At 57.9% G+C, this 22209-nt stretch carries 22 protein-coding genes; 11 read left to right on the top strand and 11 right to left on the bottom strand.

Annotation, left to right across the window (positions count from 1 at the left end; genetic code table 11):
• Window positions 1–28 precede the first annotated feature (28 nt).
• The 9 genes from GS612_RS14240 to coxB all read right to left on the bottom strand — a co-directional run bounded on the left by GS612_RS14240 (window position 29) and on the right by coxB (window position 7613).
• Window positions 29–613 carry a GNAT family N-acetyltransferase gene (locus GS612_RS14240; RefSeq protein WP_117869702.1) on the bottom strand — a complete coding sequence of 195 codons (585 nt, stop codon included), beginning with the start codon at window positions 611–613 and terminating at the stop codon, window positions 29–31.
• Entirely contained in the window at window positions 613–1875 is a 1263-nt protein-coding gene (locus GS612_RS14245; protein WP_171641218.1) for an insulinase family protein, read from the bottom strand. Before GS612_RS14245 ends, GS612_RS14240 begins: the two co-directional genes overlap by 1 nt.
• Window positions 1872–3260 (bottom strand): threonine synthase, encoded by a 1389-nt coding sequence (thrC, locus tag GS612_RS14250; RefSeq protein ID WP_171641220.1) that lies wholly within the window; start codon window positions 3258–3260, stop codon window positions 1872–1874. The genes GS612_RS14245 and thrC overlap by 4 nt, the downstream gene beginning before the upstream one ends.
• The gene (locus GS612_RS14255; protein WP_171232577.1) at window positions 3257–3934 is read right to left on the bottom strand and encodes an SURF1 family protein; all 678 of its coding nucleotides are present in this window, start codon (window positions 3932–3934) and stop codon (window positions 3257–3259) included. Before GS612_RS14255 ends, thrC begins: the two co-directional genes overlap by 4 nt.
• 157 nt (window positions 3935–4091) lie before the next feature.
• Window positions 4092–4907 carry a cytochrome c oxidase subunit 3 gene (locus tag GS612_RS14260; protein WP_170345005.1) on the bottom strand — a complete coding sequence of 272 codons (816 nt, stop codon included), beginning with the start codon at window positions 4905–4907 and terminating at the stop codon, window positions 4092–4094.
• Between the two features lie 22 nt (window positions 4908–4929).
• Window positions 4930–5505 (bottom strand): cytochrome c oxidase assembly protein, encoded by a 576-nt coding sequence (locus GS612_RS14265; protein WP_171641222.1) that lies wholly within the window; start codon window positions 5503–5505, stop codon window positions 4930–4932.
• Window positions 5505–5666 carry a hypothetical protein gene (locus GS612_RS14270; RefSeq protein ID WP_171641224.1) on the bottom strand — a complete coding sequence of 54 codons (162 nt, stop codon included), beginning with the start codon at window positions 5664–5666 and terminating at the stop codon, window positions 5505–5507. The genes GS612_RS14265 and GS612_RS14270 overlap by 1 nt, the downstream gene beginning before the upstream one ends.
• Entirely contained in the window at window positions 5663–6613 is a 951-nt protein-coding gene (gene cyoE / locus GS612_RS14275) for a heme o synthase (protein ID WP_171641226.1), read from the bottom strand. The genes GS612_RS14270 and cyoE overlap by 4 nt, the downstream gene beginning before the upstream one ends.
• An 88-nt stretch (window positions 6614–6701) precedes the next feature.
• Window positions 6702–7613, bottom strand: coding sequence for a cytochrome c oxidase subunit II (gene coxB / locus GS612_RS14280; protein WP_171641229.1), 912 nt, complete (start codon window positions 7611–7613; stop codon window positions 6702–6704).
• Window positions 7614–7789: 176 nt separating this feature from the next.
• On the opposite strand from coxB, the gene tldD reads away from it, so the two are divergent.
• The 3 genes from tldD to topA all read left to right on the top strand — a co-directional run bounded on the left by tldD (window position 7790) and on the right by topA (window position 13369).
• A complete protein-coding gene (tldD, locus tag GS612_RS14285) occupies window positions 7790–9211 on the top strand; it encodes a metalloprotease TldD (RefSeq protein ID WP_171641231.1) in 1422 nt (473 codons plus the stop codon).
• 238 nt (window positions 9212–9449) lie between these two features.
• Complete coding sequence (dprA, locus tag GS612_RS14290; RefSeq protein WP_171641233.1) at window positions 9450–10574, top strand: DNA-processing protein DprA; 1125 nt, start codon at window positions 9450–9452, stop codon at window positions 10572–10574.
• 167 nt (window positions 10575–10741) lie between these two features.
• Window positions 10742–13369: a type I DNA topoisomerase gene (topA, locus tag GS612_RS14295; protein ID WP_171641235.1), complete on the top strand. Its 2628-nt coding sequence runs from the start codon at window positions 10742–10744 to the stop codon at window positions 13367–13369.
• Between the two features lie 71 nt (window positions 13370–13440).
• On the opposite strand, the gene GS612_RS14300 is transcribed toward topA, so the two are convergent.
• Window positions 13441–13818 (bottom strand): hypothetical protein, encoded by a 378-nt coding sequence (locus tag GS612_RS14300; protein ID WP_171170838.1) that lies wholly within the window; start codon window positions 13816–13818, stop codon window positions 13441–13443.
• Between the two features lie 163 nt (window positions 13819–13981).
• On the opposite strand from GS612_RS14300, the gene GS612_RS14305 reads away from it, so the two are divergent.
• Together GS612_RS14305 and GS612_RS14310 are read left to right on the top strand one after the other, a co-directional pair.
• Entirely contained in the window at window positions 13982–14686 is a 705-nt protein-coding gene (locus GS612_RS14305) for a CoA transferase subunit A (protein ID WP_152457253.1), read from the top strand.
• Window positions 14686–15312 carry a CoA transferase subunit B gene (locus GS612_RS14310; RefSeq protein ID WP_152457252.1) on the top strand — a complete coding sequence of 209 codons (627 nt, stop codon included), beginning with the start codon at window positions 14686–14688 and terminating at the stop codon, window positions 15310–15312. Before GS612_RS14305 ends, GS612_RS14310 begins: the two co-directional genes overlap by 1 nt.
• 37 nt (window positions 15313–15349) lie before the next feature.
• Here GS612_RS14310 and GS612_RS14315 read toward each other — a convergent pair whose 3' ends face one another.
• Window positions 15350–16216, bottom strand: a complete 867-nt coding sequence (locus GS612_RS14315) for a lytic transglycosylase domain-containing protein (RefSeq protein WP_171641237.1) — start codon at window positions 16214–16216, stop codon at window positions 15350–15352.
• 353 nt (window positions 16217–16569) lie between these two features.
• Between GS612_RS14315 and GS612_RS14320 the strand changes: the two genes are divergently transcribed.
• From GS612_RS14320 to GS612_RS14345, 6 genes are all read left to right on the top strand, one after another.
• A complete protein-coding gene (locus GS612_RS14320) occupies window positions 16570–16800 on the top strand; it encodes a Flp family type IVb pilin (protein WP_117869713.1) in 231 nt (76 codons plus the stop codon).
• A 312-nt stretch (window positions 16801–17112) separates the two neighbouring features.
• Window positions 17113–17352 (top strand): hypothetical protein, encoded by a 240-nt coding sequence (locus GS612_RS14325; RefSeq protein ID WP_152457250.1) that lies wholly within the window; start codon window positions 17113–17115, stop codon window positions 17350–17352.
• 291 nt (window positions 17353–17643) lie between these two features.
• Window positions 17644–18522 carry a Flp pilus assembly protein CpaB gene (gene cpaB / locus GS612_RS14330; RefSeq protein ID WP_152457249.1) on the top strand — a complete coding sequence of 293 codons (879 nt, stop codon included), beginning with the start codon at window positions 17644–17646 and terminating at the stop codon, window positions 18520–18522.
• Between the two features lie 195 nt (window positions 18523–18717).
• Complete coding sequence (locus GS612_RS14335) at window positions 18718–20124, top strand: type II and III secretion system protein family protein (RefSeq protein WP_152457248.1); 1407 nt, start codon at window positions 18718–18720, stop codon at window positions 20122–20124.
• Window positions 20125–20141: 17 nt separating this feature from the next.
• Window positions 20142–20771: an OmpA family protein gene (locus tag GS612_RS14340; protein WP_152457247.1), complete on the top strand. Its 630-nt coding sequence runs from the start codon at window positions 20142–20144 to the stop codon at window positions 20769–20771.
• A 199-nt stretch (window positions 20772–20970) separates the two neighbouring features.
• Complete coding sequence (locus GS612_RS14345; protein WP_152457246.1) at window positions 20971–22206, top strand: AAA family ATPase; 1236 nt, start codon at window positions 20971–20973, stop codon at window positions 22204–22206.
• Window positions 22207–22209 lie beyond the last annotated feature (3 nt).

The following is a 22209-nucleotide window of genomic DNA, read 5'->3' on the forward strand; positions in this document are numbered from 1 at the left end:
CGGCTTGCCGCGACGGGGGCAGCGCCCCCTATCCCGCGTCGGTTTTTCCGCGCCGGTCAGACCGCAGGCTAGCATACAGAACATGCGTCCGCCACCGCCCGTTGATTTGCAAATACGACTGCGCCACGCCCTCGTATTTGAAGGCCGAACTTTCCAGCAATCCGCGCGACGCCCGGTTTTCCGGCAGGCAGGCGGCTTCAATCCGGCTCAGGTCCAAACGGGTAAAGGCATGGTGAACCATCGCGCCAATGGCTTCACGCATATACCCTTGTCGGGCAAAAGCCTGACCGGTCCAGTACCCCAATGTGCCCGCCTGCGCGGGACCGCGCCGAATGTTGTCCAGCGTGATGGCCCCAACCAATACGTCATCCTCGCGGCGAAACAGAAAAAGCGGTATTGCCGTCCCGGCCGCTACAGAACGTTGTGCCCAATACACACGGTTGGTAAAGGATTTGCGGCTCAGGTGGTCCTTGGCCCAGATCGGTTCCCAAGGCGTCAGGTAATCTTTCGAGGCCCGCCGCAACGCGGCCCAATCGTTGAAGTCGGAATGTACTGGCGGGCGCAGGCTGAGCCGCGCAGTCTCGAGTTTCAGCTTGCGTCTGCCCAACAGCATCACGCCGCCCGCCTCTCCTGTAGTTCGGCCAATGTCGGCGCCCCCGAAACCGGCCCGTACAGCGCCAAAGCGGCAGGTGCGTTTACGGCCATCTGCTCGGCAAATACGCGCACATCTTCGGTGCTGACCGCATCAATCCGGGCCACCGTATCTTCCAGAGACGGGACCCGCCCCCAGATCTGAACCAGCCGCGCCAAGCGTTCGGCCCGGTTTGACGGGCTTTCCAGCCCCATCAACATCCCGGCTTTCATCTGCGCACGGGCACGGGCAACCTCTTCCGTGGTCATGTCCTCTGCTGCGCGCTTCATTTCGTCGATGGTGATGGTGGCAAGCTCTGCCACCTGATCTGCCGAGGTACCGGCGTAGATCGTCGTCGTTCCGGTATCGGCATAGGCACCGGTCTGGGCAAAGATCGTATAGCACAGCCCGCGAGACTCACGCACCTCCTGGAACAACCGCGAAGACATGCCGCCACCCAAAGCGGTGGAATAGATCTGCGCCGTATAGATCGCATCGTCGCGATAGCCCGGGCTTTCCAGCGCAAGTGCGAAATGGGCCTGCTCCAGCTCTTTCTCCTGCCGTGCTTCACCACCGGTAAAACGCGCAGGCTCGGCGATCAGCCCGGTGCGTGGTTGCAGATGGCCGAACATCTCTTCGGCCATTTTCATCAGCTGATCGTGATCCACGGCACCGGCAGCGGACAGGATCATCTGATCGGGGCCATAATGCTCTGCTACGAAGCCAGAGAGGTCTTCTCGTGAAAACGCACTGACCCGCTCGGATGGTCCCAGAATGGTGCGGCCCAAGGGCTGGTCGTGATAGCTCTGCTCCTGCAACCAGTCAAAGATCACATCGTCGGGCGTGTCATAGGCCTGGCCGATCTCCTGAAGGATCACGCCGCGCTCGACCTCGATTTCGCGCGGATCGAAAACCGGGTTCAGAACGATATCGCCGATCACGTCCATCGCCAGCGCCACGTCGTCCTTCAGAACGCGCGCGTAATAGGCCGTTACCTCGCGCGAGGTATAGGCGTTGATATACCCGCCCACATCCTCGATCGCCTCGGCGATTTGCAGCGCCGAACGTCGCTCGGTTCCCTTGAACGCCATATGTTCAAGGAAATGTGCGATGCCGTTCTGTTCGATCCGCTCATGCCGCCCACCGGCGGTTACCCAGATGCCGATGGCCGCAGATTGCAGCCCCGGCATATGTTCACTGACGATACGAAAGCCGTTCTTCAGTTGGTCTTGTCTGACAGTCACTCGGCGATGTGCCCTTTGATATGATCCTCGATGGCGCCCAGATCGTTGGCGATCCGGGTCACCCGTTCCGGACGTTCATACAGATCAGACATGCGGGATGGAAGAGGCGGATGTTCGCCGCTCGCCTTCTCGACTGCGGCAGGGAACTTGGCGGGATGCGCAGTGGCCAAGGTGATCATCGGGGTATCGGTGGCACGGTGATCTTCGCCGACCTTGATCCCGACCGCAGTGTGGGGGCAAACCAGTTCCGCGCTGTGGGCAAGCGTATGCCGGATCGTCGCCAGCGTTTCCTCCTCGGACACCCGGCCCGAGTCGAAAGTTTCGCGCAGCGCTTCCATCGCGCCCTGGCTGACATTGAAACCGCCGGACTTGAGCTCATCCATCAACTGCGCCACGGCACCGCCGTCCTCGCCATAGGCGTAATACAACGCACGCTCAAAGTTCGAGCTGACCTGAATGTCCATCGACGGGCTGATCGAGGGGATGGTGTCACCCTTGAAATACCCCTCACCCGACAGGCAGCGGTGTAGGATGTCGTTCTGGTTGGTTGCAACGACCAGACGATCGATGGGCAAGCCCATGCGCTTGGCCAGATAGCCTGCGAAGATGTCGCCGAAATTGCCGGTCGGCACGGTGAAGCTGACCTTGCGGTGCGGCGCGCCGAGGCTGACGGCGGCCGAGAAGTAATAGACGATCTGCGCCAGCACCCGCGCGAAGTTGATCGAGTTCACACCCGCCAGCTTGACCCCGTCGCGGAAGTCGAAATCGTTGAACATATCTTTCAGCGCAGCCTGACAATCATCGAAATCGCCATCCACGGCCAGAGCATGAACATTGCTGTCCGCAGGCGTCGTCATCTGGCGACGCTGCACTTCCGATACTCGGCCATGCGGATACAAAATGAACACATCCACGGCATCTAGACCCCGAAATGCCTCGATGGCGGCCGATCCGGTGTCACCACTGGTTGCGCCCACGATGGTCACACGATCTCCACGTCGTTTCAGTGCCACCTGGAACAGCTGGCCGATCAACTGCATGGCAAAGTCCTTGAACGCCAGCGTGGGCCCATGGAACAGTTCCAGCAGAAAATGGTTCTCGTTCAACTGCTTCAATGGCGCGCGGGCGTCATGACCGAACCCTTCATAAGCGCGGGCAATGATCTGCTTGAACTCATCCTCAGCAAAGGAGCCGCTGACATAGGGCCACATCACGCGGAACGCGATGTCTTCATAGGGCAGACCAGCAAGCGCCGCGATCTCGTCATGGCTCATCACAGGGATCTCGGCGGGCAGGTAAAGCCCCCCATCGCGGGCCAATCCGGTCAGCATCGCCTCTTCAAAGGTCAGTTCTGGCGCTTGGCCACGGGTCGAGATGTATTTCATTGCTCTTCACTCTCAGAAGGGGCGCGATTGCGCCACAGGAAATAACCGGTCATCACAGCCCAGACCAGAGCCAAGCCAAACCAGGTGATTGCATATTGCAGGTGATCGTTTGGAATCCCCGCCGTATCCACCGGCAAAGGCGTCACGTTCGGGTCGGTCTGAGACCGCGCGATCAGCAACACCGGCTCGGCCCCCAAAGCGGCGGCCAGATTGGGCACGTCCCGGGCAAACCAGATGTTGTCGTCAATATCGGGCTCGGGCGTATAGCTGTCGACCTCATCCGGCCAGTGCAGGTTGCCGGTGATCTCCATCGGACCGGTCAGACGCGGCGCCTGTTTCGCCGTTGTCGGCACAAACCCCCGATCGACCAGAATTGTGCGGTCCTCGGTGCTGAACGATTGGATGATGCGATACCCTGCCCCGACTTGTTTGACCGAAACAAGCACATGGATTTCGCCTGGTTCCATCTCACCCGAAACCGTTACCGGAAGGTATTTGTCGGTGTCCTCTGAAACCTGCCTGGGCAAGGCGATGGGGTCGGCTGAAATCCGGCTTTCGATCTCTGCCAACAGCTCCTGTTTCCAGGCCAGACGCTGCGTCTGCCAGATCCCCAGCGACAGCAGAACGCCCAAACCGGCGAGGCCGAAGATCAGCAAGAACAGAATGCGGCGCATGGCAGGGTCGAACCTCGTTTCAGGAACCGGCGTCTTGTTAAGGGGCGTGTGGGCCAAATTGCAACCACGCAATTGTATGGGGCGCAATCTTGCGCCCGGAACAGAGAAAAAGCCGCCCCTCTAGGGCGGCTTTTGCAATTTGATCAGCTGATCGGGCTTACATCAGCGGGGCCTGTCCCCAGATGTAGACCGCGAAAAACAGGAACAGCCAGACAACGTCAACGAAGTGCCAGTACCAGGCCGCCGCTTCGAACCCGACATGCTTTTCCGGTGTGAAGTCGCCTTTGAGGGCCCGGATCAGGCAGACCGACAGGAAGATGGTGCCGATGATGACGTGGAATCCATGGAAACCGGTCGCCATGAAGAAGTTCGAATAGAACTGATCATCGCCAAATTTCCAGCCTTCATGGGCCAGCAGCTCGTAATACTCGAACGCCTGCAAACCGGTAAAGGCAATGCCCAGAACGATACCGATGGCCAGGCCGTTGATCAGCGCTTTGCGGTCGTTGTCATGCACCAGCGCGTGGTGCGCCCAGGTAATAGCACAGCCTGACAGCAGCAGAACCAGAGTGTTGATCAGCGGCAGGTGGAACGGGTCAACCGCGTGGATGTCCGGCTGGATGTATTCGGTGCCGGCATAGTCGTACATCGGGTACATGCGATGTTTGAAGAACGACCAGAACCAGGCAAAGAAGAACATCACCTCGGACATGACGAACAGGATGAAACCGTAACGCAGACCGATGCGAACGACAGGGGTGTGATCCCCCTGGCGGCTTTCAACAACAACTTCGGACCACCATGCGAACATGGTGTAGAGAACTGCGACCAGACCGGCCCAGAACATCCACGGCGTCACGCCGTGCATCCACAGGACGGCTCCGAACAACATCACAAAGCCGCCGACAGCTCCGATCAGAGGCCAGATCGACGGGGCCAGAATGTGATAATCATGGTTTTTAGCGTGTGCCATCAGCGTCCCTCACCTACAGGCGTTAGTTCGTGTTTGTTTCTGCCTGCGCTTCAAGGGCGGCATAGCCCTCGGGCAGGTCGATTTCGTAGAATGTATACGACAGCGTGATCGTATGAACATACTGAGCTTCGGGGTCGTCGACAATTTCCGGGTCGACGAAGAAGGTTACCGGCATTTCTACGCGTTCGCCGGGTTGCAGCACCTGTTCTTCAAAGCAGAAACAGGCAATCTTTTGAAAGTACCCACCTGCGGAATAGGGTGCCACATTGTATGAGGCCTGCCCCGCTATTGGGCGGTCTGTTGGGTTGTAGGCTTCATAGAAAGCCAGCCCGGTCTCGCCGATGCGCATTTCCATCTCGCGAACGACCGGTTTGAATTCCCAGGCCATGTTTTTGGCCTTGGACGCATCAAACCGTACGGTGACCGTACGGTCCAGAATGTCTTCGGGGGCGGCTTCGGCCACACCGGTTGTACCGCCAAATCCGGTCACGCGGCAGAACCAGTCGTAGAATGGTACCGCCGCCCAGGCCAGGCTGCCCATCAGGACAACCACACCCACGGTTTGAGCGACCGTTTTCTGTGGACCAGACAAAGCCATCAGTTCTGGATCTCCTGTGTGGCCATATTGAAATCAGTGCCCGAGACCTTGACGATCGTCAGGCCAAAAATGATCACGATAAAGGCAACCAGTGTCAGTCCAACGCCCAGATTGCGGCTGAACCGTCGCTGATGCAGTTCATGGCTTTTGCGCAGGCTCATGACCATCCTCCCAAACCATAGGGTTTCAGCAAGGCTTCGGCCAGAATAGCGCCGAAATGCAGGAAGAGGTAGAGCAGCGAAAGTTTGAAAAAGCTGCGTTCGACCTTGAAATTATCGGCCTCCGAGTCATCCTCGGTCCGACGCGAAATTTGCCAGGCGCCGCGCAGGAACAACGCGTTCAACACCAAAGCCACGGTCAGATAGATGGGACCACCGATGCCAGAGAATGCGGTTCCCACCGCCAGTATCGCCAGCAGGGCCGTATAGACGAGAATGTGTACACGCGTTGCACGGCGGCCGTGAGTCACAGTCAGCATGGGCACGCCCGCATCGTCATAGTCCGAGCGCATGAACAGGGCCAGAGCCCAGAAATGCGGCGGTGTCCACATGAAGGTCAGGGCGAACATCAGCCACGGTTCAACCGCTATGGACCCGGTAGCAGCCACCCAGCCGATCACCGGAGGGAAAGCGCCTGCCGCACCACCGATGACGATGTTCTGTGGCGTCGAGCGCTTCAGCCACATCGTGTAGACAACGACATAGAAAAAGATTGTGAAGCCCAGAAACGCACCCGCGAACCAGTTGGTCGCAAGGCCCAGCATGATCACCGACAGGCCCGACAGGGTCAGGCCGATGGCCATCGCCTCACCCTCTTCCACCTTGCCGGAGGGGATCGGGCGACCTTTGGTGCGTTTCATCACCTTGTCGATATCCGCATCCCACCACATGTTCAGCGCACCCGATGCGCCGCCGCCGATGGCGATGAACAGAATGGCGCAGAACCCGACAAAGGGGTGGACCGGAACCGGGGCCGCCAGCAGACCGACCAGCGCCGTGAACACGACCAGAGACATCACCCGCGGCTTCAGCAGGGCGAAGTAATCGCCAAAGCTGGCCTCGTCCGCGTGGGCGGTCGCTGTGCTGGCATTGATGCTTGCGTCGGTCATCTCGGGTCCTTTTGGGGCGAAAGCTGCGCGGTCAGCCCGCACAGCCTGCATTTCGTGTCAGGCGGGCTTCAACCCGCCCTAAGCGTGCTCAGTTCGAAGCAACCTGATAGTTTTGCGGCAGACCCGCATATTCTTCGATCGCGCCTTGCAGCCACTGGTCATACGCTTCCTGGCTGACGACTTTCACGGTGATTGGCATATAGGCGTGATCTTTGCCGCAGAGTTCCGAACACTGACCGAAGTAGATGCCTTCCTTCTCGGCCTCGAACCACAGTTCCGCCAGACGCCCGGGCACGCCATCCTGCTTTACGCCGAAGGATGGGATGGTCCAGGAGTGAATCACGTCAGATGCGGTAACCTGCATCACGATAACCTTGCCAACCGGAACAACAACAGCAGTGTCCGTGGCCAGCAGCCATTCGTCATCGCTGTAACCCGCATCTGCCAGCTTCGCGCGCATGGCATCGTCAAGCACAAACGGGGTCACGTCGGCGTCAGCCGGGCGCGCGCCCTCGTCCAGAGTGGCCGGATGGCCCAGCAGGTAGCTGTCGAAGGCAAAATCGTGATCAACATATTCATAGGTCCAGTACCACTGGTTGCCCACGACTTTGATGGTGATGTCGCCTTCCGGGATCTCCTGCTGTTTGAACAGGACCGGCAGCGAAAACGCACCGATGAAGACCAGAATCAGGATGGGGCCAAGGGTCCATGCAATCTCAACCGGGGTGTAGTGCGAAAAACGTGCCGGTTTCGGGTTAACGCGTTCGTTGTAACGCACGATGCAATATACCAGCAGACCGGCAACCAGCAGGCAGATGACGGTGATGATCACCAGAATCATGCCGTCCAGACGCTGAATTCCTGTGGCAAGGCTGGTGGCTGCCGGCTGAAAGCCCATACCGCCGTCAACCGGTTTGCCAATAATCTCAAGCTCCTGAGCCATGGCTGGAAGGCTGGAGAGGGCTGTCATAAACCCTGAAAGCATCAAAGCATTCTTCATGTTCTGTCCTGATCGTTTGATCTTTGCGTCCCTGGCGAAAAGGTGTGAATCGGTCGCACCTCTCCCGTTGTCTTTGGCCGCGTTAAAAACCATATTCCGTCGGGTAGATAAAGCAAAATGCTTGCGTCAAACAGACGCTATTTTTGATCTGGATCAAACCCGAAAGGTCCCAACCCATGTCCGACGCCCCGTTTCGCCTGTTTGAAAGCGCTCTACCGCACGATGAAGCGCTTGCCGTTTTGCGCTCGGCCACGGACGGGGCCGAGGACGGAGAGCTGTTTGTCGAGCGGCGAAAATCCGAGTCTCTCGTGTTCGATGACGGCCGTCTGCGCACCGCGTCTTACGATGCGTCGGAAGGGTTCGGGCTGCGTGCCGTACAAGGTGAAGTGGCTGGATATGCGCATTCCACGGACGTCTCGATTCCTGCCCTGAAACGGGCGGCGGAAACGGCAAGACTGGCTGTCGGGGATGGCGGCGGGGTCTTGGCGGATGCTCCGCGCTCGACCAATACGCGCCTCTATACGGACGAAGACCCGATTGATTCTGCCGCGTTCCCGGTCAAGATCGAGACATTGCGTGAGATCGACGCTTTCGCCCGCGATCTGGATCCGCGTGTGGTTCAGGTCAGCGCCACGATCGCGGCAGCGGTGCAAGAGGTCGAGATTCTGCGCCCTGACGGAGTGATGGTCCGCGATGTGCGCCCCATGACCCGCGTGAACGTGTCGGTCATTGTCGAACAGAACGGACGCCGTGAAAGCGGATCCGCCGGTGGTGGTGGTCGGGTTGGCCTGAGCGGGTTGATCGACCCCGCCGACTGGCAGGCCAAGGCCCGCGAAGCCCTGCGTATCGCACTGGTCAACCTGGACGCAGTTCCTGCGCCGGCCGGTGTCATGGAAGTTGCGCTTGGCCCCGGCTGGCCCGGCATCCTGCTGCACGAGGCCATCGGCCACGGCCTGGAAGGCGACTTCAACCGCAAGGGCAGCTCGGCCTTTGCCGGGTTGATGGGGCAGCAGATTGCTTCAAAAGGTGTGACCGTGGTGGATGACGGCACGATTGCTGATCGTCGCGGTTCGATCACCGTGGATGATGAGGGCACGCCCAGCGCGCGCACGGTGCTGATCGAAGATGGCGTGCTGACCGGCTACATGCAGGACCGCCAGAATGCGCGGCTGATGGGGGTTGCTCCTACGGGCAACGGGCGGCGGCAGAGCTATGCGCACAAACCCATGCCGCGCATGACCAACACGATCATGCTGGGTGGCGAAGCCGACCCGCGGGCCCTGGTAGCCGATATCAAGGACGGTATCTGGGCGGTTGGATTCGGCGGCGGTCAGGTGGACATCACCAATGGCAAGTTCGTTTTCTCGTGCACCGAGGCGTATCGTGTCGAAAACGGCAAAATCGGCGCGCCGGTCAAGGGCGCCACGTTGATTGGTGACGGGCCATCGGCCTTGAAACGTATCCGAGGGCTGGGCAACGATATGGCGCTGGACCCGGGCATGGGAACCTGTGGCAAGGACGGACAATGGGTGCCGGTAGGTGTTGGCCAGCCGACCGTCCTTATGGACGGGCTGACTGTCGGCGGTTCGGCCGCCTGAGTCGGACGCGGCGCAGTCCAAGAGGCGCAGGGTTAACCCAGCGCCTCTTTTTTTCCGAAGATCGCCTTAGGTGACCAAAGCGCCCTTTCTGATTGAGCATTATTTATTTTACTTATTATCAATGTGTTATGTGCTTTCCCCCGACAGAATTGCAAAAAATCACTTCTAATTTTCAACGATTCACAAGCTGTTAACTGCCTGTCCCGTAAACCAGTTCTGCAACAAGGCGGAGCAACGGATGACCGAAGAGCAGCTTTCTTCCAATCACCCCCCACTCCCACCCACCACGGAAGAGGACCGGTTCTCGTGGCTTCGTCTGTTGCGTTCTCGCAAGGTCGGTCCGGTGACATTTCGTCGGCTGCTTCGCGAACATGGCTCAGCGCAGAACGCGCTGGCCGCGCTGCCTGAAATGGCACGCGCCGCCGGTATAAAAGGGTATGAAACCTGCCCCCCCGGCGTGATCGAGGCGGAACTCAGGGCCGCAAAAGCCGCTAAAGCGCGGCTTTTGTGCCTTGGGTCCGCTGAATTCCCTGCGGCCCTGGCTGAACTGAACGAAGCCCCGCCGCTGCTTTGGGCGATCGGAGACGTTTCGCTGCTGCAAAAACCAGCAATTGCGATGGTCGGCGCGCGAAACTGTTCCTCGCTCGGCGCGCGGATGGCACGTGGCCTGGCCACCGAACTGGGCAGCAAAGGGCACGTTATCGTCTCGGGCTTGGCGCGTGGCATCGATACAGCCGCGCATATGGCCGCGCTGGAAACCGGCACGGTGGCAGTCATGGCCGGTGGCGTTGATGTGATCTATCCGGCCGAAAACACGGAACTGGCCCATGACATCGCGTCCCGCGGCTTGCGGATTTCGGAACAACCGATGGGCGTGACACCCCAGGCCCGGCACTTTCCACGCCGAAATCGGATCATTTCGGGGCTTGCGCAGGCGGTTGTCGTCGTCGAGGCTGCCGCCAAGTCCGGCAGTCTGATCACTGCACGGGACGCACTGGATCAGGGGCGCGAGGTTCTGGCCGTTCCCGGCCATCCGTTCGATGCGCGGGCCGCCGGCTGCAATCTATTGATTTGTGATGGCGCCACACTTGTCCGATCCGCCGAAGACGTTATTGAAGCCTTGCCGAGGCAGGACGACCTGTTTTCCCGGCCAATCGAACCGCCCTCGGAACCAATCGCGCGTCCTGCAAGAAACCTGCACGAGCAAATCATCGCGCGGCTTGGCCCCTCACCCATCGCCGAAGATCAATTGCTGCGGGATATCGCGGCGTCGGCCGGTGAGCTTGGACCGGCGCTGATCGACCTTGAACTTGATGGGCGAATCCAGCGTCAGCCCGGAGGTCTGCTGTCGCTGGCAAGTTGATCGTACCCTCGTACCGGCGTGCCCGGTTTCTGAAGATCGGTGGTAGCGCACTGAAATCACGGCGCTTTTCCACCGGCGAAAGGAACGCATTGACAATTCCTGCTTGCCCCACACATTTTGCACCACCATAGAAGGCGCCAAATTCGTCGAGCGAGGTTTCCCCTTAAATGCCCGTAGTTGTTGTAGAATCTCCGGCCAAAGCAAAAACAATCAATAAATACCTGGGCCCCGACTACACGGTTCTGGCCTCTTACGGCCATGTGCGGGACCTGCCGCCAAAGGATGGATCGGTCGATCCTGAACATGACTTCTCGATGAAATGGGAGGTCGGCAACGACAGCCGCAAGCATGTCAAGGCCATTGCCGACGCGTTGAAAGAAGACAATGCGCTGATCCTTGCCACCGACCCCGACCGCGAGGGCGAGGCGATCAGCTGGCACCTGCAGGAGGCGTTGACCAAACGCCGTTCGATCAAGAAGGATACGCCCGTCAGCCGCGTCACCTTCAACGCCATCACCAAGGACGCCGTGACCGAGGCGATGCAGAACCCGCGTCAGGTCGATATGCCGTTGGTCGAGGCCTATCTGGCCCGCCGCGCGCTGGATTATCTGGTTGGGTTCAACCTGTCTCCGGTTTTGTGGCGCAAACTGCCAGGTGCGAAGTCGGCGGGTCGCGTGCAATCCGTCTGTCTGCGCCTGATCGTCGAACGCGAGATGGAAATCGAGGCATTCAAGCCGGTGGAATACTGGTCGGTTCGGGCGCTGTTCGAGACACCGCGCGGGCAGACCTATGAGGCGCGTCTGGTCACGCTGGCCGGCAAGAAGCTGGACAAGCACGATCTGGCCAATGCGACGCAGGCCGAGCTTGCGGTTCAGGCCATCACCAGCCGCGCGCTGAGCGTGACTTCGGTCGAGGCCAAACCCGCCGCCCGCAACCCCAGCGCGCCGTTCATGACATCGACCTTGCAACAGGAAGCCAGCCGCAAGTTCGGCATGGGCGCGCGCCACGCAATGCAGGTGGCGCAGCGGCTTTATGAGGCCGGGTACATTACCTATATGCGGACCGATGGCATCGACATGGCGCCCGAGGCCGTGGCCGCGACCCGCGAAACAATCGCGGATCGATACGGCGCTGAATATGTACCGGACAGCCCGCGCATGTATAAGAACAAGGCCAAGAACGCTCAGGAAGCGCACGAGTGTATCCGCCCGACGGATATGTCGCGCGATGCCAAGGCGCTGAAAGTGACAGACGAGGATCAGCGCAAGCTTTATGATCTGATCTGGAAACGCACCATCGCCTGTCAGATGGCTGCCGCGCGTCTGGAGCGCACCACCGTCGAGATCGGCAGCGACGACGGTCAGGTCGGCCTTCGCGCCACGGGCCAGGTGGTCATGTTCGATGGGTTCATGCGGGTATACGAAGAAGGCCGGGATGACGTCGCGGACGAGGATGAAAAGCGTCTGCCACAGATCGCGCAGGGCGATCCGGCCCGTTTTGCCAAAACCTCTCTGAAGGATCAGTTTGCCAAGGCGACCAGCGAAAGCGGCGACAAGATCGCGAAAGAAGCAATCCTGTCCGAGAACGAATCCGTTCTGGCCCTTCAACACCACACCCAACCGCCCCCGCGCTATACCGAAGCGACACTGGTCAAAAGGATGGAAGAGCTGGGGATCGGGCGCCCATCAACCTATGCTTCGATCGTAACGACGATCCAGGACCGGGAATATGTCCGCAAGGACAAGAACAGGTTGATCCCCGAGGAAAAAGGCCGGATCGTCACGATCTTCTTGCTGAATTTCTTCCGGCAGTATGTGGGGTATGAATTCACTGCCAATCTGGAAAAAGAACTGGATGACGTCAGCGCCGGGGAGCGCGACTACAAGGACCTGCTGGGCAAGTTTTGGCGTGATTTTTCAGCCGCGATTGGCGAGACCTCCGAACTGCGGATTTCGGAAGTGTTGGACAAGCTCGACGAAGCTCTGGCTCCGCAGCTCTACCCGCCGCGCGAGGATGGGTCCGATCCACGTATCTGCCCGAAATGCGGCACCGGTCAGTTGCACCTGAAGACCTCTCGTACGGGTGGCTTCGTTGGATGCGGGAACTATCCGGAATGTACCTATACACGCCCGATTGCCGGTGAAGGCGCGGAAGGTGACGAAAGGCTGCTGGGCGAAGATGCCGGGGATGAGATCTGGCTGAAATCCGGCCGGTTCGGTCCTTACGTTCAGCGGGGCGAACCCACGCCCGAAAACAAAAAGCCCCCGCGCGCATCCCTTCCGCGCGGGTGGAGCAAGGATGACATGGATCTGGAAAAGGCGCTGACGCTACTGTCCCTGCCTCGTCAGATCGGCGAACACCCCGAAGGCGGCATGATCAGCGCGAATTTCGGGCGGTTCGGGCCTTACCTGATGCATCAGCTGCCGGAGGAGCCGAAGCCGGTCTATGCCAATCTGAAAGACCCCAATGACGTGTTCGAGATCGGCATGAACCGCGCCGTTGAATTGCTGGCCGAAAAACGGGCAAACCCTGGTCGTGGGCGGCGGGCCGCGGCAAAACCTCTGAAAGAATTGGGCGAGCATCCCGATGGCGGCGCGATGCAGGTTTTGGACGGGCGCTATGGGCCTTATGTGAAATGGGAAAAGGTCAACGCAACGATCCCCAAGGACATTAAACCCGAGGACGTGACGCAGGAAATGGCCATCGAGCTTGTCAACGAGCGCGCAGCCAAAAAAGGCACCAAGAAAAAGGCCACGTCTAAAAAGAAAGCAACCACCAAGAAAGCAACAACCTAGGCGGTCAGGTGGTCGGGGTTGAACAGCCCCCCGCAATCGCCGTTTCGGCATTACGGGGGGCTGTCAGCGTGTTACTTGGGCTGTGGGCCGCACCGGACTTCGAGCGTCGTCTGCCAGTCTTCCGAGCTGCTTGAGCTAGGATAGTAGCCGGGTGCGCTGCCTGAGTTCTGGGCAGCAGCCGTCAGGACATCGATGATCAGGGCTGCATTCTTGTCCACCCCCTGATAGCCGGTATCGCTGGCCAGAACAAAGGCTTCTTTGCCCTGCTGTGCGCACCGTGCGTTGGCGGTTGAAATTGCGGATTCAAGTGAAGACTTCTCAGAATAACCGGTTCCTATAACTTTGATCTTGTTATCGTCGAGCGGAAGTACGGTCGCTTGCTCAGGCTCACAGGCTGACATAGCCAAAAGCGCAACACCTGCGACCGTTCCGACCCAAATTCGTTCCATGTTTTCAATCTCCTATAAAGGTACGGCGCTTATGCTGAACCGTCCGGTTCATTGCAACAGCTCATTTCACTGGTAGAAATACCACCTCCCCCTTGGTTTCATTGACTTCCCCGTGACACGGCGGCACAACCAGCCCATCACCATGTCATTGGGGGAGTTTTCCATGAAGAAAGTCTATGCCAATGCCACCGAGGCGCTCGATGGGGTGCTGTCGGATGGCATGCTGATTGCCGCAGGCGGGTTTGGCCTCTGCGGAATTCCGGAACTGTTGCTTGAGGCCATCAGGGACTCGGGCGTAAAAGACCTGAGCTTTGCGTCGAACAATGCCGGTGTGGACGATTTCGGAATCGGCATCCTGTTGCAGACCAAGCAGGTCAAAAAGATGATCAGTTCGTATGTCGGTGAAAACGCCGAGTTCATGCGCCAATATCTGAGTGGTGAGCTGGAGCTGGAATTCAACCCCCAAGGAACATTGGCCGAACGGATGCGCGCCGGTGGCGCGGGCATCCCGGGCTTCTACACCAAGACCGGCGTCGGCACCGTGATCGCCGAAGGGAAAGAGCACAAGGACTTCAACGGCGAGACCTACATTCTGGAAGAAGGCATTTTCGCCGATCTGGCCATCGTCAAAGCCTGGAAGGCTGACGACACAGGCAATCTGGTTTTCCGCAAGACCGCCCGTAATTTCAACGTTCCTGCTGCGACCTGTGGTAAGATCTGCGTTGCCGAAGTGGAAGAGATCGTTCCGCGTGGTTCGCTGGACCCCGACTGCATCCACCTTCCCGGTATCTATGTGCACCGCATCATTCAGGGCGAACACGAAAAGCGCATCGAACAGCGCACCACCCGCAAGAAGGAGGAAGCATAATGCCCTGGGACCGCAATCAGATGGCCGCACGCGCGGCAGAGGAACTGGAAGACGGCATGTATGTGAACCTGGGCATCGGGATCCCGACGCTGGTGGCAAACTATGTGGGTGACAAGGACATCACTCTGCAATCGGAAAACGGCATGCTGGGCATGGGCCCCTTCCCCTTTGAGGGCGAAGAAGACCCGGACCTTATCAATGCAGGCAAGCAGACGATCACCGAACTGTCCCGCACGGCCTATTTCGACAGTGCCACATCCTTCGCCATGATCCGCGGTGGCAAGATCGCTGCGGCGATTCTGGGTGCCATGGAAGTGGATGAGAAGGGCGATCTGGCAAACTGGATGATCCCCGGCAAGCTGGTGAAGGGCATGGGCGGCGCGATGGACCTGGTTGCAGGCGTGGGCCGAGTGATTGTCGTGATGGATCACACCAACAAGCATGGCGACAGCAAGGTCCTGAAGGAATGCACCCTGCCACTGACCGGAAAGGGCGTCGTGGATCGCATCATCACCAATCTGGGTGTGCTGGATGTGGTTGAAGGCGGTCTGAAAATCGTCGAACTGGCGGAAGGTGTCAGCGAAGATGAGCTGCGCGCCGCAACGGAAGCGACAATCGTTTCCTGATCAAATGGAAAGGCCCGCCGGATCACGGCGGGCCTTATTAGTTGGACGTCTGAAAAACACAGCCATCAGAAATCAGGTCTGGCGGCGTTGCGCACAAAGCCCGCGCGATCTGAAACGCGGCGAGGACTTTTGGCACGTAGTCCCGAGTTTCAGCATAGGGTGGCACACCGCTGTGTTTGCGCACGGCCCCCTCTCCCGCGTTGTATCCAGCCAATACAAGTATTGGATCATTCCCGAACTCTTCCATCAGCCAGTTGAGGTATTTCACACCACCCGCAATGTTCTCAGAGGGCTTAAGGCTGTCCTTTACCCCGAATCTGGCCGCTGTCGCGGGCATCAATTGCATAAGCCCTTGTGCGCCTGCGGAACTGACCGCGTCTGCACGTCCGGCCGATTCCACCGAGATGACCGCAAGCACCAGCGCAGGTGAAACATTAGTTCCCACAGTGGAACGGAGGATATCGATCCCGCGTTCCTTTGCGATATCTTGCAGCGATTGCAGTCGCGGTGATCTCACGTTGGTTGCGGCCAGGGCGTTGATCGCCGCGTCAAGCCGCCCGGCCCCGCGTTCATCAATGTGCGGTGAAATCCGGCTCCAGAAAGCCTTGTACGATCCTTTGGGATCTCGTTTGACTTCCGCACCCGGCGCTGGCAGCGGGGTGACTTTGGTACGCGCGATGATTTCCGGGACTACCAGTTCAGTGCCCGTGCTGGGGGCTGAAGGGTTAGCTGCGTGTTCTTCCGGAGTGATCTGCACGGTCACACGCGGACGTTCACCGGGTTTTGGGGCTTTGACGCGCTTGTATACGCCGCGCGGCTCTGTCTCGGTCGCATTTACAGATGCGGTGCCCGATATCAGAAACGCCAGCACACCGGCGCATTGAAGTGCGTTCCGGAGATTCATTTGCCTGCCTCGTGTTTTCTTTTTAGGCGATTTGAACCCCGAATCTTCCCGCAAGGCCAGAAAAACAAAGCGAAATGGGGCAGTTTCGCCTCATTTGGCGCAATTTTGCATCGCTACAGGGCCCTCGGTTCAATCGAAGAGATTTTTTTATCTTGTTTTTTCAATCGGTTATCAAATTTATAACCAAAAAGTTAAGCCGTACGAAAAAAAATCGGTGTTTGGCCCAATTCCTGCCACGCCCAACAGTCAAACATAGTCCCATACCGAGACGGACATGAGCGGACTGAGAGAGAAAGCTCTGAAAGACGCCTAGGTTTGTTAAACACTTTTTGATCCTTTAGGAGGGACGTAACATGATCAAGTTCATCAAGAACTTCCGCAAAGACGAAGACGGCGCAGTAACAGTTGACTGGGTTGTTCTGACCGCAGCAGTCATCGGCCTGGCCGCCGTTGCTTATCAGCAGATCTCGGCTGGCGCCACTGGCCTGGCAACCGGCGTAAACGAAGCGCTGAACGCCGCATCGCTGAGCACCGGCAGCAACACCGCGACAGGTGGTATCACCGGCGAAGGCAAAAGCAACTAAGTTGCTGATCTAGAGAATTTCCAAGGCCGCGCTCATCGGGCGCGGCCTTTTTTATGATCTGAAACTGCTCCATCCCAAGTTCGCTGGAGCCTGCCCGCGCGCAAGTTGTGAAGGCAATCGCGACGATCATGGCGTTTTGCTGTAATTGCCGCGTTTCTTCTGCTCCAATCAATTCGACTAACGCGCGAAACCTGGTAGGAGCTCAAAATTTCCCTACGAAATCAATATTTAGCCCAACTTTCGCCATCCATGCGAACCAGTTTCAGGCCAACCTGTTGTTAGCACTGACGCGACGTATTTGGAGATAAGCACATGTTAAGGTTCCTTAATCAGTTCAAATCTGACGAAGCAGGAGCGGTGACAGTTGACTGGGTGGTGTTGACCGCAGTGGTCATAGGATTGTCGGGCGCGACCTACCTTGTAATAAGCTCAAGCGTCGACAGCATGGGCGGCAATATCAACGGGGCCATGAACAGCGCCGTCGTCAGCACCGGCTCGAATACTGCACCTTCTGGTATTATCACGGCGGGAACTGCCGGCGGCGGCGGCTAAGTTGCAGCTGGTGCGCGCTCTGGCTGGTTTTCAAAAACGTCTTGCTTAACCCTTTCGAAGCAAAGCGCTGCGCCCGTTGGGTGCAGCGTTGTTTTGTTACGCTCGGTCCGCTGGCAATCATGGGAAAGGTAACAATAACCATGCGGAATTGTGCGGAAGAAGGCGCAGAAATCTGACAATCAGGCATTTTTGTCCCACATTTCGACACAATTTGCGGTTAGCAAATAGGCTGTTTCAATGTGGTTCCTTGGCCGCTAAGTATTCGACCAAACAAAAGAATGAGGTACACGCATGCGAGCAGTTTTCGGACTTGTCCTGATTGTCGGCGTTGCACTGGCCGGGGGCGCCGTATACATGGCGCGAAACTATATCGCGGCTTACCAAAGTGAACTGGCACGCCAAAGGCTTGCTGCGGAAGAGGCTCTGGCCAATGCCAAAGTCGATGTTGTTCCGACAGTCACTGTATTGGTGTCGAACCGCGCCCTAAAATACGGCGAGCGACTTACCGAGGAAGATATCCGCGCAGTTGACTGGCCGGAAAACGCGATTCCGGAAGGTACATTCACCGAACTCACTGCCCTGTTCCCCGAAAGCGGCGCAAATGAACGTTTCGTTTTGAGGGCAATGGAAAAAGACGAAGCGATCATGGAGGTCAAGATCACTCGTCCAGGCGAAAAGGCCGGCCTGACGTCACGTCTGGAAAAAGGTATGCGTGCCTTCGCGATCAGCGTTGACGTAGCTTCTGGCGTTTCAGGATTCCTGCGGCCCGGCGACAGTGTTGACATCTATTGGACCGGTTCCAGTGGAACCATCGAAGGGAACAGCGGCGGAATTACCCGCCTGATCGAAACCAACGTGCAGCTTATTGCCGTCGATCAGACCGCTGGTTCAGACGTCACCAACACAACCATTGCACGTACAGTCACGGTCGCAGCCACACCTGAACAGGTCGCGGCTTTGGCACAGGCTCAGAACACGGGGCGTCTTTCCTTGGCTCTGGTTGGGGTACAGGATGAGTCCGTTGCCTCTACGATTGAAGTGGATCAGCGCAAGCTGTTGGGAATTCAAGAAGCCGCGCCGGAACCAGAAGCAAAAGCCGAAAGGGTATGCACGACACGTATTCGCCGCGGTGGCGAAATTGTAAATGTGCCTATCCCCTGCACAAATTGACGCCAATTCAGAACGTTACAGGTTCAGAGCCGCGCCCTTGGTGCGGCTCATTTTTTTGCGGATGTTGCCAATTCCCCACATAAGGAAACTTACGGAAACCATTGATTATTGCAATAAATTCGGATTTCGCGCAGTCTCTCCTCCCATAGGGCATAAGACCCAAAAAAACGAGGCGTGATCGGAGAGGCAGGTCACATGACAATACGTACCTGGATCAGCGCAACCCTGCTGGGGTTGTCGCTTGTTATGGGCCCCATTGGCGACACCGCCTGGGCTGAAACTTTGCGCGTGGTGAAAAAAGGGACTGTGGAAACACTGGACGTCCCGATGAACCGCGCAATTGTCGTAGAAAGCGAACAACCTTTCGCAGAGCTCAGCATTGCCAATGCCGGCATTGCAGACATCTCGTCGTTGTCGGAGCGCACGATCTATGTTCTGGGCAAGGCGCCTGGCCTGACCACGCTGACACTGTTTGACGGCGCGGGCAATCTTTTGGCCAATGTCCGCGTCCGGGTCGCACCGGATGTTACAGAATTCAAGGAACGTCTGCGTCAAATCCTGCCCAACGAACCCATCGAGGTTCGCACAGCCAATGATGGCATTGTTTTGTCCGGTACGATCTCCAGCTCGGCCAAACTGGCGCGCGCGCTGGAACTGGCTGAACGGTATGCCCCCGAGCGTGTCTCGAACCTGATGTCGGTCGGTGGTGTGCAGCAGGTCATGCTGAAGGTCCGCTTTGCAGAGATGAACCGCTCGGTCGCCAAAAGCCTGACAGCGTCGCTTGGCTTCGGTGGAAGCGACGTTACCGGAGGCTTTAACACGCTCAACAACCAGTTCGCACTGAACAACGCTTTGGCGAACAACATTCCGGCAGTTCAGGCCAATACCGGTGCGATCCTGTTTGGGTTTGGCGCGGGTTCGACGCAGGTTCGCCTGTTGCTGGAAGCGCTGGAAACCAAGGGGCTGGCCCGCAGCCTGGCCGAGCCGAATCTGTCCGCGCTGTCCGGCCAGGAGGCATCGTTCCTAGCCGGTGGCGAAGTTCCCATCCCGGTACCGCAGGATGACGGCGTTGTGGCCATCGAATATAAGGCCTTCGGCGTTGAAATGGACTTCATCCCACGCGTCGTAGATGGCGATCTGATCAACCTTGAGATGGGCACGGCTGTTTCAAGTATCGACAACAGCTCGGATTTTACCATCAACGGGGATTCGGTTCCTAGCTTCATCACCCGCCGGGCAAAAACAACGATTGAACTTCGCGATGGTGAAAGCTTTGCCATTGCAGGCCTGATCCAGGACGATTTCGCGGATCTAAGCAACCAGATCCCATGGTTGGGAGATGTGCCGGTTCTGGGTGCATTGTTCCGCAGCGCCAACTACCAGCGCGAGCAAAGTGAACTCGTCGTTATCATCACCGCGCATCTGGTTTCACCGACTCGGGGCGAAACTCTTGCGCTTCCAACCGATCGGGTCAAACCGCCCAGCGAATTTGACTTGTTCTTGAACGGCCAGGTGGCGCGCACACAGCGTACGGGCGCCGGCGGAGCGTCAGAAGTTGCCAAGCAGAACTTCGGCAGCTCCTACGGCTACGTCCTAGATTGATCAGGAGGATAGGACCAATGCATAAGTGGATTATCACACTGGGTCTTTCGGTCGCTGTCGCCGCATGCACCCGCGAGGCCGGGTACGAGATCGATACAGGCACTTTCGGAAACGCGACGCTCAACAACGTCCAGGTACAGAGCGGCGAATTGACCTACGCGCAGATACTCAGCCGCCGGTTTGCCGCGGATGTACCCAGCCAGGTGAACTTTGCGTTCAACAGCTCGCAACTGGATGCTTCGGCTCAGCGCATTCTTTTGCAACAGGCTGACTGGATCAAGCAGTTCCCCGAGGCCCGGTTCCGCGTTTACGGACATACGGATGCTGTGGGGTCGGCCAGCTACAACAAAAGCCTTGGCCTTCGCCGCGCTCAAGCAGTCGTCGCGTTTTTGGGGCAGCAGGGTATCTCGCGCTCACGGCTTGAAGCGGTGGTATCGTTTGGCAAAACGCAACCGCTGATCGCAACGCAAAACCGGGATCGCAGGAATCGCAGAACGGTCACTGAAGTTTCGGGATTCGTTGATCGCAACCCGCAGCTTCTGGACGGCAAGTACGCTCAGATCATTTACCGCGAATATGTGGAAAGTGCGACCGCTGTAAGCCAGATTCAGGAAGTGAACGCCCAAGACGCTGGCAGCGGTGGATAATACGTTTGAAATGGGCGACATCGTCGCCCATTTCCCTACAATTGGTTCTTTTGCGCCCAATTCTCGCCCAACTTCAAAGCAACATTGTGAACAATAGGGTGACCTGCGGCCAAATTTGACCGTATTGGGGCGACAGCACATCAATCTGGCGGATTTCGTTCATATGACATGCTGAGCCCTCACGACGAGGATAGTGTTTATGACCAGCGCAACGCCGCAAGACGACAATACTGCAATCTTGGCCTGCACCATCAGTCGGGATGTTCAGAATTTCGACCTTCTGATCGAAGACATGGAAGCCATCTTGGGCGAACGCTGGGGAGATCTGGGATTTGCAGAAGCGTTGGCCTTTTTCAGCCAACCCGAAGCTGAAACGCTGGAATTCGTAGCACTGGCGATCGACGGAGAAGACGAAGACAACCTTTCTCTGCTAGGTGAGATAATCACTCAAGCCAATGAAAAGAAAGTAAAAGTTGTTCTGATCGCCGAGGATGTTACCCCGGCATCCCTGCACCAACTGCTGCGCAAGGGTGCTGACGAGTTCGTGCCCTATCCTCTTCCCGAAGGCGAATTGCAGGAAGCCATTGAGCGTATGAAGCAGCCCGACCCGGTTGCCGTTGCGCAAGCAGCCGCCGTTCCTTTGGCCGGCGGCGCGTCCAAAGAAGGCGCTTTGTTTGTCGTTCAGGGCCTGGCAGGTGGTGTCGGTGCAACGACACTGGCCGTTAACCTGGCCTGGGAACTGGCATGTGCCTCTGACAAGGACGCGCCGACCGTGTGTCTGATCGATCTGGACCTGCAATACGGGACTGTTTCCACCTATCTGGATCTGCCGCGACGAGAGACCGTGTTTGAAATGCTGTCGGATACCGATGCGATGGACAGCGAAGTATTCTCGCAAGCCCTTCAAACATATGAAGAAAAGCTTCAGGTTTTAACCGCACCCTCCGACATGGTGCCACTGGACTTGATCACTCCGGAAGACATTCAGCGCGTGATCGACATGGCGCGCGCGCATTTCGACTATGTCATTGTCGACATGCCAAAAACGCTGGTCCTGTGGTCGGAAACAGTTTTGCAGGCCGCCCATGTGTATTTCGCCCTGATCGAGTTGGACATGCGGTCCGCCCAGAATGCCCTGCGCCTGAAACGTGCATTGCAGGCTGAGGAACTGCCATTCAACAAGCTGCGTTTTGCGTTGAACCGAGCGCCGAAATTTACCGATCTGAACGGGAAAAGCCGCGTGAAACGCATGGGGGAAAGTCTTGGAATCTCCATCGACCTGCTGCTGCCTGATGGTGGCAAACCGGTCATGCAAAGTGGGGATCATGGTCTGCCTCTGGCAAATGCGGCCGCCAAGAACCCGTTGCGCCGCGAAATCGCAAAGCTGGCGAAATCGCTCCACAGCCTCGGCAGCAGTGCCGAAGAAGCTGCGTAACAT

Origin of the sequence: Ruegeria sp. HKCCD6157 (assembly GCF_013110685.1) — a bacterium.
GTDB lineage: Bacteria > Pseudomonadota > Alphaproteobacteria > Rhodobacterales > Rhodobacteraceae > Ruegeria.